15 protein-coding genes are annotated in these 13,043 nt (G+C 45.6%); 6 read left to right on the top strand and 9 right to left on the bottom strand.

What is annotated here, in order from left to right; translation table 11 throughout:
- Positions 1–111: 111 nt before the first annotated feature.
- Both QUA03_RS21990 and QUA03_RS21985 read left to right on the top strand, forming a co-directional pair.
- Positions 112–357 (top strand): DUF1816 domain-containing protein, encoded by a 246-nt coding sequence (locus QUA03_RS21990; RefSeq protein ID WP_333214937.1) that lies wholly within the window; start codon positions 112–114, stop codon positions 355–357.
- 265 nt (positions 358–622) lie between these two features.
- Positions 623–898: a DUF1816 domain-containing protein gene (locus tag QUA03_RS21985; RefSeq protein WP_333214935.1), complete on the top strand. Its 276-nt coding sequence runs from the start codon at positions 623–625 to the stop codon at positions 896–898.
- A 162-nt stretch (positions 899–1,060) separates the two neighbouring features.
- Here the strand turns inward: QUA03_RS21985 and QUA03_RS21980 are convergent, their stop codons facing one another.
- Positions 1,061–2,071, bottom strand: coding sequence for a J domain-containing protein (locus QUA03_RS21980; RefSeq protein ID WP_333214933.1), 1,011 nt, complete (start codon positions 2,069–2,071; stop codon positions 1,061–1,063).
- Positions 2,072–2,962: 891 nt separating this feature from the next.
- Between QUA03_RS21980 and QUA03_RS21975 the strand changes: the two genes are divergently transcribed.
- Positions 2,963–3,166 carry a hypothetical protein gene (locus QUA03_RS21975; RefSeq protein ID WP_333084483.1) on the top strand — a complete coding sequence of 68 codons (204 nt, stop codon included), beginning with the start codon at positions 2,963–2,965 and terminating at the stop codon, positions 3,164–3,166.
- A 226-nt stretch (positions 3,167–3,392) separates the two neighbouring features.
- Here QUA03_RS21975 and QUA03_RS21970 read toward each other — a convergent pair whose 3' ends face one another.
- The gene (locus QUA03_RS21970) at positions 3,393–4,682 is read right to left on the bottom strand and encodes a glucose-1-phosphate adenylyltransferase (protein ID WP_333084485.1); all 1,290 of its coding nucleotides are present in this window, start codon (positions 4,680–4,682) and stop codon (positions 3,393–3,395) included.
- A gap of 757 nt (positions 4,683–5,439) precedes the next feature.
- Here QUA03_RS21970 and QUA03_RS21965 point away from each other — a divergent pair.
- Entirely contained in the window at positions 5,440–6,906 is a 1,467-nt protein-coding gene (locus QUA03_RS21965; RefSeq protein ID WP_333214931.1) for a glycoside hydrolase family 13 protein, read from the top strand.
- 188 nt (positions 6,907–7,094) lie between these two features.
- Here QUA03_RS21965 and QUA03_RS21960 read toward each other — a convergent pair whose 3' ends face one another.
- A complete protein-coding gene (locus QUA03_RS21960) occupies positions 7,095–7,508 on the bottom strand; it encodes a fasciclin domain-containing protein (protein ID WP_333107900.1) in 414 nt (137 codons plus the stop codon).
- 165 nt (positions 7,509–7,673) lie between these two features.
- Complete coding sequence (locus QUA03_RS21955) at positions 7,674–8,099, bottom strand: DUF2358 domain-containing protein (RefSeq protein WP_333180032.1); 426 nt, start codon at positions 8,097–8,099, stop codon at positions 7,674–7,676.
- 58 nt (positions 8,100–8,157) lie between these two features.
- On the opposite strand from QUA03_RS21955, the gene QUA03_RS21950 reads away from it, so the two are divergent.
- Positions 8,158–8,736 (top strand): hypothetical protein, encoded by a 579-nt coding sequence (locus tag QUA03_RS21950; RefSeq protein ID WP_333214929.1) that lies wholly within the window; start codon positions 8,158–8,160, stop codon positions 8,734–8,736.
- A 34-nt stretch (positions 8,737–8,770) separates the two neighbouring features.
- Here the strand turns inward: QUA03_RS21950 and QUA03_RS21945 are convergent, their stop codons facing one another.
- Together QUA03_RS21945 and QUA03_RS21940 are read right to left on the bottom strand one after the other, a co-directional pair.
- Positions 8,771–9,166, bottom strand: a complete 396-nt coding sequence (locus QUA03_RS21945; RefSeq protein ID WP_333214928.1) for a VOC family protein — start codon at positions 9,164–9,166, stop codon at positions 8,771–8,773.
- Between the two features lie 53 nt (positions 9,167–9,219).
- Positions 9,220–10,392, bottom strand: coding sequence for a histidinol-phosphate transaminase (locus QUA03_RS21940; RefSeq protein WP_333214926.1), 1,173 nt, complete (start codon positions 10,390–10,392; stop codon positions 9,220–9,222).
- A gap of 183 nt (positions 10,393–10,575) precedes the next feature.
- On the opposite strand from QUA03_RS21940, the gene QUA03_RS21935 reads away from it, so the two are divergent.
- Positions 10,576–10,860 carry a WGxxGxxG family protein gene (locus tag QUA03_RS21935; protein WP_333214925.1) on the top strand — a complete coding sequence of 95 codons (285 nt, stop codon included), beginning with the start codon at positions 10,576–10,578 and terminating at the stop codon, positions 10,858–10,860.
- A 159-nt stretch (positions 10,861–11,019) separates the two neighbouring features.
- Here the strand turns inward: QUA03_RS21935 and QUA03_RS21930 are convergent, their stop codons facing one another.
- The 3 genes from QUA03_RS21930 to QUA03_RS21920 all read right to left on the bottom strand — a co-directional run bounded on the left by QUA03_RS21930 (position 11,020) and on the right by QUA03_RS21920 (position 13,033).
- A complete protein-coding gene (locus QUA03_RS21930) occupies positions 11,020–11,727 on the bottom strand; it encodes an ROK family protein (RefSeq protein WP_333214923.1) in 708 nt (235 codons plus the stop codon).
- A gap of 32 nt (positions 11,728–11,759) precedes the next feature.
- Complete coding sequence (locus tag QUA03_RS21925) at positions 11,760–12,449, bottom strand: YqiA/YcfP family alpha/beta fold hydrolase (RefSeq protein WP_333214921.1); 690 nt, start codon at positions 12,447–12,449, stop codon at positions 11,760–11,762.
- 101 nt (positions 12,450–12,550) lie between these two features.
- Positions 12,551–13,033 (bottom strand): Spy/CpxP family protein refolding chaperone, encoded by a 483-nt coding sequence (locus QUA03_RS21920; RefSeq protein WP_333214919.1) that lies wholly within the window; start codon positions 13,031–13,033, stop codon positions 12,551–12,553.
- Positions 13,034–13,043 lie beyond the last annotated feature (10 nt).

Here is a 13,043-nt window from a genome sequence, read left to right as displayed (position 1 = left end):
ACTCATGATGGTCTCGGATGATTCACTTTTACCCCCTCAATCTGCCTATGTGCCAGTTGGGGTGCGGAATGTGGGTTTTATTTATTTTGTATCTACGTCGCAGTCTTGTCCGTGTTTGCCGGGCCGGGCCACCGCCGGTCTGAGAAATGGTGGGTAGAAATTGTCACCGATTTGCCCCACTGTACCTACTATTTTGGCCCCTTTGACACCGACAAAGAAGCTTCCAGCAATACTCCAGGCTACATAGAAGACTTGGAAAGCGAGGGAGCCAAAAGGCTTAGCATCCGCATTAAACGGTGTCAGCCTTCGCATCTGACCATTTGCGAAGAGGAAGTCTCAGAAAGTGTAGCGATTTAATGATTTTGAGTTTTGAATTAACTCAAATCTCAACAATAAGATAAAAAGGCTCTTTTTCTAGTCCTTGCCTTGCGGACGTTGTATGTCTAGCAGTGACTTACAGCCACCCAGCCTAAAACTCTTCTCCACCGAAATGCTGATTTTAGACAGCACTAACTCTCAAAAATTACCTGCGTCAAATCAGCACTGAGGACGATCCGATCGATCCCCTGGCGTTGATAAATTGAGAAGAGTAAAAACTACTTAAGTATTCCCAGAGGTAAATATGTTTGAAATCTCTATGTTGGGTATGTTTTTCACGGCTTTTTGGCTACTAGCTCAACCTGCTAGCACTACTCGACGCGACGAATGGTGGGTAGAAGTTGATACAGATTCACCAAAGCGTACCTATTACTTTGGGCCCTATGACAGCAGAGAGGAAGCTTCTGACAGATCGACCGGCTACATCCGAGACCTGGAGAACAAAGGGGCTAAAAAAATTACCATCAACCTCAAACAAGGTAGCCAACCTACTCAGCTAAGAGCTAGCGAAGAGTCTTGAGAAGGTTGGAAAGTGCAAATTACGGGCGAAGAAAAGTTGACTTCTTAACAGGGTTTTTTTCAAATGAGATCGCGCTTGCATAAACTAGGGACACAAGAATGCTGTGTCCCGATGAAATAGTGAAGAAAGAATCTTATTTGCGTCCGAGAAATGCACGCTTTTTCAAAGCACCATCTGATTGAGATTACTGCGAGGATTAAAAGTGCGATTTGCTTTGAGTTTTTCATAGCATTCGCGTTCTACACTGCTAATTTCTTTCGGTGGCACGATCGCAATTTTGACCAACAAATCAGTCCGCTCGTTTTTCTTCGGTTTCGGCCATCCTTTGCCTCGCAACCGCAAAGACTGACCCGAACGAATCCCGGCTGGAAATTTCACAGTGATCATACCTTCAGGCGCCGGCACTTCAATTGAAGCTCCCAACACCGCTTCGTCAGGAGTTATCGGCACCTCGCAGACCAAATTCTCTCCCTCAAACTGGAAGAAAGCGTGAGGCAAAACTTCTAATTTTAGGTACAAATCTCCCTGCTGCTTCGTGTACGGGTCAACTTGACCTTTGCCTTTTATCCGGATTTTACTGCCGGTTTTCACTCCTGCTGGAATCGAAACTTCGCCCGTGGCGACTCGCTTAGAAGTTCCGCGAAATGCTTCCCCCAAAGTCAGGGAAACCACCACCTCGGTGTCGAGAGAGCTGACTGCGCTGCGGTTTTCGTACCCCGCGAAATCTTCAAATCCGCCAAAACCTGTGGGCCCGCCGCTGGTGGTGCGGTAGTTACTGTAATTCCATTTGGCGTTGCGGGCATTACCCGGACTACTACCTGCGCGACCTAGCAAGGCATTGATAAATTCGTCAAAACTGCCGTACTCGCTGAAGTCAACCCCGCCAAAGTCTACATTCGTACTGCCCCCGCCGGGCCATCCGCCTGGAGTTGTGGCAGCTTGCTTCCAGTATTGACCGTATTGATCGTATTTTTTTCGTTTTTCAGGGTCTGAGAGCACTTCGTAAGCTTCGTTTACTTCTTTAAAACGAGCTTCTGCTTCTTTGTTGCCGGGATTCATGTCCGGGTGATATTTGCGGGCTAGTTTGCGGAAAGTTTTTTTAATTTCGTCAGAACTGGCAGTTTTGTTGAGTCCCAAAATAGCGTAATAGTCTTTAAAATCTGTTGCAGCCATTAAGCAATCCCCTCTTTATTAGTTGTTATTTGTTAGTTGTTAGTTGTTAGAAAGAATAAATCCCAAATTACCCGCAGGATGGCGCATTAGTATAATGCCAGGAGCCGAAGTGCCTGCGGCATCTCATTCAAATTATAGGTTATCAAAGGTTTGGACTCGATCGAGTTCGGTTGTTGCTTGGCATTCGATCGCAATTTCCGCACTCCGCTGCTGTTTAAGATTTTATAGCATTCAGCTCTCTCGTGCCCAAGGGAGCTGAAGCACCAGCCTCTAGAAATGCTTTTGGCATTCGACAATACAAACAATAGCTTTCATCAATTAAGAACGTCCTTACCCTCTAGGGCGTTGCTATACCTGTGAGCTTTAAGACGGTGAAACTCCTGCGGCGAATACTTTTGGGCAGTTATGAGGCTTACGACTTTCGGGAGGCTGCAGCCCCGTTGAGGTGAGGGGGGAAAGCTGCTGCTGTTGCGGGTGCGAGCCTAGGAGGGTTGACTGGCGTGGACGATCAATCTTTTTTTGGTCTTTTTTTCCGGGGCGCGGTGCGATGGCTACGCCCCGGCTTACGCCTACGAACTTCTCGATATGAGCTTGATCACCCAATCCAAATCTTAGCAGGTTTCCATCAGCAAGTTCTGTCAAATCTGGTTTATGAATTGTGACTATATAATACCCTAAATTGCGCCGTTTTTACACAAAATTTCTAGATATTTTTTATTCACCGCACACCCCTGCTAGAGAATTTTATTTTTACAACCTCTGAATACATTTAAGTCAAAGTAATATAACATAATTTCTCCGCTGTCTGTTAGCTAAATCACACATTTTTATAAAACATTAAGATAGGATAGTAGAGCGATAAGCTTTTAACGCTACTAGGGTGCTAACATTATGAATTATTTGCTAAGTTGGCCTTGTGGCTGCTGCGACGATTGGAAAGATAGTTCCGAGAGTGCTGTGGTACTCAGAAACGGGCAGCGCATTTGTCAGTCGTGCTACCAGCGCAAATACAAGAATCAGAAGCTATTCGCCAGACGCAGGCGAGCGGACATATCTGTATCGCGGCAGACAGTAACAGAGACTGTCGCTTATTAATAATGCGCGAGCCTTTGAATAAAGCCAAGTATTTCGACAAACTCGCATTAGCGGTGGGAATTAATAATCAACAAAAAAAAGAATGAATTTCGTCATCAGTCATCAGTCATCGGTCATTGGTTATCTGTCACTAATTTCATTATTTATCATCAGTCACTTGAAAAGCAGGTAACAGATTTTAACTTAAAAAACTAATGACTGACGACTAATGACTAATGACTAATAACTAAATGATAGTTCCATCAGGAATCGTGGCATTTTTCAGAACTACGATAATGCCACTGCGGATGTAAAAACCTTGGTTTTCGCGGTTGGCTTCTTCCACTCGGTCTTTATTAATTATTTGAACATTGCGGCCGATGCGAGCATTTTTATCCACAATCGCGCGGCGAATTGTAGTATCTGCACCGATACCAAGGGCGACGCCGCCGTTGTCCAAACTCGAATGCCGTTCTGCGTCGGGTTCGTAGAAGTCAGCACCCAAGACCAGGGTGTCTTGAATCGTACATCCAGCTTCAATGCGCGATCGAACTCCCAACACAGAATGGTCGATCCGGCACTCTTTGAGAATGCAGCCTTCAGCAATAATCGATTCAGTCACGTGAGTATTTAAAAGCTTAGTCGGCGGCAAGAAACGCGGGCGAGTGTAAATTGGCGCCTTTTCATCGTAGAAACTGAAAGGCGGCTGAGGCTGTTTTGTCAGAGCCAAGTTAGCATCGTAAAAAGCCTCAATGGTTCCGATATCTTCCCAATAATCGTCAAACAAATAAGCTTGAACGTTGTGGTCTTTTGCAGAATTCGGAATTATCTCTTTACCAAAATCAGTTTGGTTTGGAGATTCTTTCAGGAGTTTAATCAGAACTTCTCTTTTGAAGACGTAAATCCCCATCGAAGCAATGTAAGGACTTTCCTGAGCCTGCTGCGCTGTCAATCCCAGTGTAGTAGTATCCACCTGCATTTGTTTGAGCGCATCGCCTTTTGGCTTTTCGCTGAAAGAAACAATGCGGCCGGTGTCGTCGATTTTCATCAAACCAAAATCCGACGCCCGCTTCTCGTCCATAGGCAAAACCGAGAGGGTGATATCCGCGTTGGTTTCGCGGTGTCTCTGCACAAACTTCTGGTAGTCCATGCGATAGAGGTGATCGCCCGAAAGAATCAAGTATTCATCAACGTCCCACTGTTCTAGCAGCGAGAGATATTGGCGAACTGCATCGGCTGTCCCTTGAAACCAGTTGGGGTTTTCCTGAGTTTGCTGGGCGGCGAGCACCTCGACAAATCCCTCGGTGAAGCCGGAAAACTGGTAGGTGCGAGAGATGTGACGGTTGAGGGATGCCGAGTTGAATTGGGTGAGGACGTAGATTTTGACTATTTCCGAGTTTATGCAGTTGCTGACAGGAATATCGATGAGGCGATATTTGCCTGCGAGGGGAACTGCGGGTTTGGCTCGCAGTTTGGTTAGGGGGTAAAGGCGGGTGCCTACACCGCCACCGAGGATGATGGCTAAAACTTTTTTCAAGGAACTTTCTCCCTAGGGTCGATTAACTCTCCAAGTACAGTGTCGGATGGTGAGGGCTTCTTGACAAGGGGGGGGAGCAAGGAAGTTTTGAGTTTTGAGTTAGGAGTTGAGTCGTTTACACAAAAACCAGGTTGTTTAATCCAAATACTTCTTCAAACTCTCAATAAGAGTTAAAAAACCCGGTTGATCAGAGTTGGAGTACGTCCTGGATTGGAGTTAGGAGTTTTGAGTTGTGAGTTAAAATACCCATCAATCCATAATGGATATTTAAAAAAGTTTTGAGTTGTTAGTTAAAATACCTTTCAATAAATAAAGGCAGTTTAAGGAAAGAATAAGGTTCGGGGTTTTGGCTGTTAATAACAAGTTTTTTGGGTAAATTCCCCGTTTTCACAATTTCTCGATCGAGGCTCATGGTGCTGTTGTTCTTTTTCAAGGCAGGTCGATCGCACCACCACGGGCGCTGACACTCTGTGTGAGCCCTTCCTCACATGGTTCTGCTTGCGATCCGGTTCTTTTTGCTGGCGTTCCTGTTATTCAGAGTATGTGCGACTCCACAGCACTCAGGAAGCGTCGCCCATCGGGACGATAAATTGCTAGGTAGAGTCTGTTTTCCATCTTAGATTGACTGCAAATTTGTGTAATATTTTACAATTTGTCGATCGATCAAATGGGATAAAAGATCTATTCTCTACCAAAAGCTAGATCCGCAACAAACATCTGCTACTGTAGCCTAAGCCGTAAAATCTAGAAAAAGTGTATGCAAATTCAAACGCCGGACTGGGTTAAACACGCGGTATTCTACCAAATATTCCCCGATCGCTTCGCCAAAAGCAAACAGCCCCGCAAACGCATGCTGCAAAACTTCATGTGGGAAGAATGGCACGCAATCCCCACCCTGCAAGGCTACAAAGGCGGCGACTTGTGGGGCGTGATGGAAGAGCTAGACTACTTGGAAGACTTAGGCATTAACGCAATTTATTTCACCCCCATATTTCAGTCGGCCAGCAATCACCGCTACCACACCCACGACTACTATCAAGTCGATCCGATGTTGGGTGGCAATCCGGCTTTTAAAGAGCTTCTAGACGCCGCCCACGATCGCAATATCAAAGTTGTCCTCGACGGCGTATTCAACCACGCCAGCCGCGGCTTTTTCTTCTTCCACGACATCCTCGAAAACGGCCCGCATTCTCCTTGGGTAGATTGGTTTAAAATTGAAGGCTGGCCGCTATCTGCCTACGACGGCAATTTTCCTGCTAATTATGCCGGTTGGGATGGGAATCGAGCCCTTCCTGTATTCAATCATGACAATCCAGAAGTGCGAGAATACATCATGGAAATCGCCGAATATTGGATTAAATTCGGCGTTGATGGCTGGCGGCTGGACGTTCCTTTTGAAATTAAAACTCCGGGATTTTGGCAAGAATTTCGAGAACGAGTTAAAGCAGTTAATCCCGAAGCTTACATTGTGGGCGAAGTTTGGGAAGATGCGACAGAATGGCTCGACGGTACTCAATTTGACGGGGTGATGAATTATCTTTTTGCTGCACCGACTATTGCTTTTGCAGCGGGGGACAGGGTTGATTTAACTCAAATTGAAGGCCGTGCTTACCATCCCTATCCGCCGCTTTTTGCTAAAGAGTACGGCGACAAAATTCAGCAGGTTTTGGAAATGTACCCGTGGCCCATACAGCTAACTCAACTTAATTTGTTGGCCAGTCACGATACTGCGAGGTTGTTAACAATTGCAGGAGGCGATAAAGCTAGTGTCGAACTCGCAACTTTGCTGCTGTTAACTTTTCCCGGAGCTCCTAGCATTTACTACGGCGATGAAGTTGGTTTGCCCGGTGCTCTCGATCCCGATTCTCGCCGCGGTTTCCCCTTACAAGCTCGCTGGGAACTTGATGTTTTAGATTATCACAAGCAGTTGATAGCTTTGCGGCACAAATACGCTGCCCTCCGCACTGGTTCGTACCAAGTTCTGTTTGCTGAGGGAACGGTTTACGTTTTTGCCAGAATTTTGGGGGATGAGGAAATAGTTGTTGCTGTCAATGTCGCGACCGAAGAAGCTAATATTAGCTTTGAGCCAGCTAGTTTGAAATCTCCTCACGATAAATTGCTGTTCGGTAAAGGCGAGTTTGTTTGGAAAGGTGACGGGGAAACTCGCCTTTTAGAATTGATGCTGCCGGCGCGATCGGGATTGATTTTAGGTTCTGATAATTAGTTCAGCAATTACGTAAGTGTCACGATCCAATCGACTTGTAGGGTGCGTCAGACCGAGTTATGGAGGGATGAGCGATGGCTGGGATCTGACCCACCTTACTAAGTGTGACACTTGCGTAAGTTCTCTAGTTTAAAATGTAAGGTGCGCCCATAAGCACCCTACTAAATTTAGAGAGGCCGCAAGTTTGATTATGCTGCAACCAATGCTGGTATTAGCACCGCATCAATGATATGGATGACGCCATTGTCGGCAAGAATATTGGAAGTGAGAACTTTAGCATCATTCACTTTAAGTCCGTCAGAAGTATCAATTCCTACCACAGAACCTTCCACTGTTTCAGCAGAGCTTAACTCAAGCAAGTTCTCAGTTAGTACCTCGCCAAACAGAATGTGATAAGTCAGAATTTTCTTGAGCTTGGGTATGTCTTCCAGCCAAGACGTAATAGTGTTCGTAGGAATTTTGGCAAATGCCTCATCAGTTGGTGCTAAGACGGTGTAGGGGCCCGGACTTTGCAATAAATCTAACAAACCAGCCGCTTCAATAACAGTCACGAGGGTTTTGAAAGAGCCGGCATTGGTGGCAGTCTCGACAATATCAGCCATGATGTTTTTCAGGAGTGCAAATAGCAGAAATTGAATCAGAGGCGACAATCATTTTAGCAATTTACAAATAGCAGAAAATGGATCGGAGGGATGATGATTATTTTAGCCATTATAAGTTAATTGGGTTGCCGGCCCTGATGGCTCGGCGCGATCGACCTTGTGGGCTTATACTTGGGTCGCCTCCTCCCCCTTGCGGAAAAACTGCTTTAAAATCTCTCCGGGCTCTCTGTCCCAAGTGTCGATATGTTCGTAAATTAAGCCGTCTTTATCCAATTTATAAGTAGAGTAGCCGTTAAAAAAAATCCGAGCTTTCCAGGGAACCCGCAGTGTCCCGCGAACAGTCCAATTTGCCACAATAGTATCATGGGCTGTTTGACCTACGTCGTGCAGGTCGAAGTAAATCTCGTTAAAGAATAGCTGGCCGTGAAATCGCAGAGTCCAAAAGATAATGCGATAGTTGATTTTTCCTTTAAATTTGTTAACAGGGTCTTGAAAATAAACATCTTTTGTGTAGATGTCGTAGGAGATGTCTTTCTCAAACAGCGTCGGGAGATCCGCTTTGAGGGTGTCTACTGCTTGTTCTACCTGCATTTGATATTCGATCGCGCTCAAACTACCACCTTGTGACAGTATTAATTTATAACTTTAAATGAATAATCTCGATCGGCAGCGGGATGAGAAAAAAATCGATACTTCATCCAGCTCTAATCTTACCTCTAATTATATTGTCCGCGCCGGCCTTTCTGCTGGCCCGGACTTGCGACATCGAAACCTTGGCACAGATTTGACAGAACACCCCCACTCCTCTGATATTCTCGCAGAAATCAACAGCGGCAAGCTGTTGATGGTAGATAGCCGTCGCCGGAACGGTCTAATTTTGATTAAACGTTTCCACGCGGAGTTTGCCGGACCTGGGGCTGCGGTTGGCGGCGCTTTTGATGTTGACTCTCAGCAGGTAATTCCCGTGGGCGATTTTTGTTTGGTTTGCCCTCAATCTCCCGAAGAAATACAGAAAGCTTTTGGAATTCGGCGGCAGTGGGTGCGGTTAATGGAACAGTTAACGGCAAAGCCTACAGCTTTAGAACGCGCACAAATGGTTTTAACTCAGTTTGAACAATATTTGGATTCGGAAACGGTGGCACAAATTCCCGATGAAGCTTTGGCACTTTTAGTAGGCGTATTTCCCCAAACTATTCGGGCGGCGCGACAAGAAAATGATCAGTTATAAATTGGTGTAGATACCTTATGCTGCGATCGCGCTGCTACAAGCTCCACTCGGCATTCTGCAAAACGACTCGATAGCCATCTGGGTCTTCAAATGTAACTCCATCTTTGTCCCAGTATGGATTGTAGGAGTTTACAGGATCAAATCCACTTGCTTTCATTCGCTCAACAGCCTGCTGCCATTCTTGTTGGTTAGGAAGGTAAAAGACGATAAGATTGTCTTGAGTTGGAGCGCCACCTACAATATGTCCCCGTTGATGGATGAATTCAAAGTGGTGGCTTTCTCCTGGCATTCCAACCATTACTCCGTCAAAACCTTCATGGTTTTCAAAACGATCGAGGATTTGCAGCCCTAAACCCTCTGTGTAGAAATGAACAACTCGATCGAGGCAATCCGTTGGACGAGCAACCCGTAAAACCTTTGCTTGAAGCATATATACCTTCTCCAAAGTTATTTTGGTGTTAAGCAGAAACTGGATACCCAATATTATGAGTTGTCAAAAATTTCTCCTATTCGATCGACTGTTCGCTGATTTTCATCGGGACTGCCCACCGTAATTCGCAAACCTCCTCCAGTATGCCGAATTAAAGTACCTCGATCTTTTAGCTGCTGCATGATTTGTTTGTGTTCCTGTTCAGGAGATTCGCCATCGCCAGCTTTCACCCGCAGGTAAACGAAGTTAGCCGCACTCGGCCAAACTTGCAATTTTTGATGCTGAGTTAGCGCTGCAATTAATTTTGCTCTTTCTGACAAAATTTCGGGAATGGTTGCTAGCAATAACTGCCGCTGCGCTAGGGCTAGCTCGGCTGCCGTTTGCGAGAAACTGGGAAGGTTGTAGGGGAGACGGATTTTTTCTAAGGTGGCTGTGAGTTCGGGATGGGCGATCGCATATCCGACTCTCATTGAGGCCAGTCGAAATGCTTTGGAAAATGTGCGTAAAATAATCCAATTTGGATGCTGGTGCAATTGGTCTGCTAAAGTATTTTGGCTGAATTCAAAATAGGCTTCGTCAATTACTACTAATATCTGTTCCGGTAAACTTGACAACCATTCTATTTCATCGGTTGTCAAAGCATTGGCTGTGGGCGAATTGGGATGAACGACAAAGACGGCGCGCACGGGGGGATTTTGATTTTGGGCGATCGCCCTTTTAGCAGCCTCGATATCTATTTCAAAATTTTCCTCTTTCCGCTGAACACTCACAACGGGAATGCCGAGGGTTTGGGCGATTATTCCATACATCGAAAAGGTGGGATTCGCAACGAAAATAGAGCCTGCGCCGCCCAAGCAAGTAGCTATTAAGATGGATCTAATTAGTTCGTCGGAACCGTTGCCCACAGAAATATTGTCGGCTGTAATCGCGGTTTTTGGCAGTGTAACCCCCCCTAGCGGGGGGATTGTGATTGATTCATTGACGTATTGGGCGATCGCCTCTTTGAGCGCTGCGTGGCCTCCGTCGGGATAGCGATTTGTCTCAATTAACTGCTGGTAAGTCCAAGCTAGCTTTTTTTTTAATTCTTCTGGCAAGTCGTAGGGGCATTCATTGGTATCGAGGCGATTGATCGCACTTTCGGAGTGTGCTGGTTCTCCTGATGTGCCGCCCGGATGGGGAGTGTATGCGGTAAGTTCGGCTAAATCTTTTCGGATAAAGGGAAGCATGGTATAGTTTACGACTTTTTATTTTAGATAATCTGCTTAGAAGCATCTGAACTTAGCATAGAGCTTGTTCTATCTCGAAAGCAAGAGGAGATGCGGGATTTAGTTTCTGTCGATCGATTGATGCGTCGGCTGTAGCCAATTGATTATTCTTAGAAAGTAACTGCTAATATGTGGAAACCAAGTATGAAAGTCAAGCCTTCCGATCTATCTAAAAATGCCGCCGCTACCATCATAGCTTTGAGTTTGGCTGTTCTCCCTTCAGCGATGCCTGCTTCAGCTCAAACTGAATCAGCTCCGGCACAGAACAATACTGAGTCTAATGGAGTTGTTCTAGACAGAACTCCCTTTCAAGAAAGCAAGGAAGACAACAATCATTGGGGTGCTTTGGGTTTGTTGGGCATCCTCGGTTTGGCGAATCTGTTTCGCAAGGATGAACCCAAACGCTACCGCGATCCGATGGGCGAATAATTTTTTAAACGGCCATTGCACCAGCCAAAAAACCAAATCAACCGTTGTGGATTCAGAAACCGGGTTTTTTACCGAAAGACTGGATTATTGCCTTTAATCCGAGTAACAAATCCGGTTTCTTTGATATTTATGGGTATTTTGGCCACAAAGTTTGTTTATTCAATCACGCCACAAAGCAATCCCGCCCAATAAACCGCTCACATTTGGTACTATTTTAACCTGCGGCGGTAACTCAACAGCAATCTTTTTAGTATTGCCGCCGCCGATGTAAATGCGATCGCAGTTAAAGAGATTTTGCAGATAGGTGAGCGCTTTTTCCAAACGGCGATTCCATCTTTTGGAACCGACTGTATCTAATGCCGATCGCCCTAATTGCTGTTCGTAAGTTTCCCCTTTGCGAAACGGGTGATGCCCTAATTCTAGATTTGGCACCAAGATACCATCGACAAATAAGGCAGAACCGAAACCGGTGCCCAGAGTAATTACTAATTCTACCCCCGTCCCAGCAATTGCTCCCAATCCTTGAATATCGGCATCGTTAGCCACTCGCACAGGTTTCCCCAAGCGATCTTTAAGGATAGTTTCTAGGTCAAAATCTATCCAAGACGGATCTAAATTCACTGCGGTTTTTATAACGCCTAGACGCACGACTCCGGGAAAACCGACGGATACTCGGTCAAATTCTCCTTGTCCGCTGGCTAAAGAGGCGATCGCCTCTAGTACGGGTTCGGGTTTCGGTGGTTGAGGCGTTTCTAAGCGGCTGCGTTCCGTTTGGGGATCGCCTTCATTGTCCAAAACCATAACTTTGATGCCGCTTCCGCCAATATCCACGGCTAAGGTGCGAGTCGATCGATCTTGTTCAGTCATTTGATTGTTGAGACTTGCAAGTTGGTAAAATTTTAATTTTTGAATTGGCAAAACTTTTGAATCGCTTCCCAAATTTCCGCTAGGACATTTCCCAAAGAATGATCGTCTTCTAATTCGATTAATTGCACCCAGGGACGGTTAGCGGCAAAATTTCTGCTAGCTTGAATCGGTATTATTGTATCATGTTTGCCGTGAAGAATTAACGTAGGGACTGACCGAATTAATTTTTCTTCAGGGTATTGAGCCATATCTGCCACAAACTGATAATTCAGTGGCAGATAACGCTGTTCGCCGTAGTGGTAAACGGGCAAATATTTCTCCAACTGCCACTTTTCTAACTGTTGCTGTCCCAACAGCGGCAGCCAGTGGGAGATAAATTGAAAAGCCGGTGCTAGCAAAACTATTTGTTTTACTGACAATTGTCGCTGGGCCAACCAAGCCGCTGTCAGTCCCCCAAAACTCGACCCAATTATTGTAACTCCCCCTAATTGTTTTACCTTGTCGGCCGATGGGGAGGATGGGGTTTGCAGAAATTCTGTTTCTATTTGCTGTAACTGGCGGGTGAGGGTGAGACCGGAAAAATTGTTTTGATTGAGATCGGGAGTTTTTAGGTCAATTCCTAGGGACGAAAAGCAATCACGGAGATATTTTGCCTTAAGAGAATCGGGACTTGATGCAAATCCGTGTAAATAAATGTAACTAGAATGGTTTTTTAAATTCATTCAGTAATTGATATTTAACAACAAATATTAAGTATAACACCCAGAACCCCGGCTTCTTTAAGAAGTCGGGGCTCTAATAAGCCGTGAACAAAATGGCACTATTACTGTGGTTTTTGACCGTTTTGCATCCGATTTTTAGCATTTTGTCGGCGCTGCTGCATCATTTGAGCTAATTGGCTGCGCTGTTCGGCTGTGAGCACTTCTCGCATTGCGAGTGTACTTTCAAATTGCACCTCTTCCAACTGCTGCCTCAATCCGATTATTTGACGGTGTTTTTCGCGCATTTCGCTGGCATTTGCCGTGCCGGACATCATCGTTTCCAATTCTTGTCTCGCTTGGCGGATTGCTTGCATCCGCTGGGAAACTTGGTCTTTGTAGCGATCACGAACTGCTTGCATTTGCTGCTTTTGGTCAGCGCTTAAATTCAGTTTCTCGAACATCCCGCCTTCCTTGCCAGGTCGATTTGGTCGCTGATTTTGTGCAAATGTTTCCGGTTCGAGGGGATGAGGAACTGCTATTGCTGCTGCTGTACTACCGAGAGTCAGCATTAAAACTGCTAGGGCAGAAATACGACGAATTGACATGAAAATTACC

The organism is Microcoleus sp. S36b_A4, assembly GCF_036700645.1.
In the GTDB taxonomy this organism is placed as follows: Bacteria; Cyanobacteriota; Cyanobacteriia; order Cyanobacteriales; family Microcoleaceae; genus Microcoleus.
The sequence above is the reverse complement of the archived record's forward strand: the minus strand, read 5'-3'. Positions and strand labels throughout refer to the sequence as shown.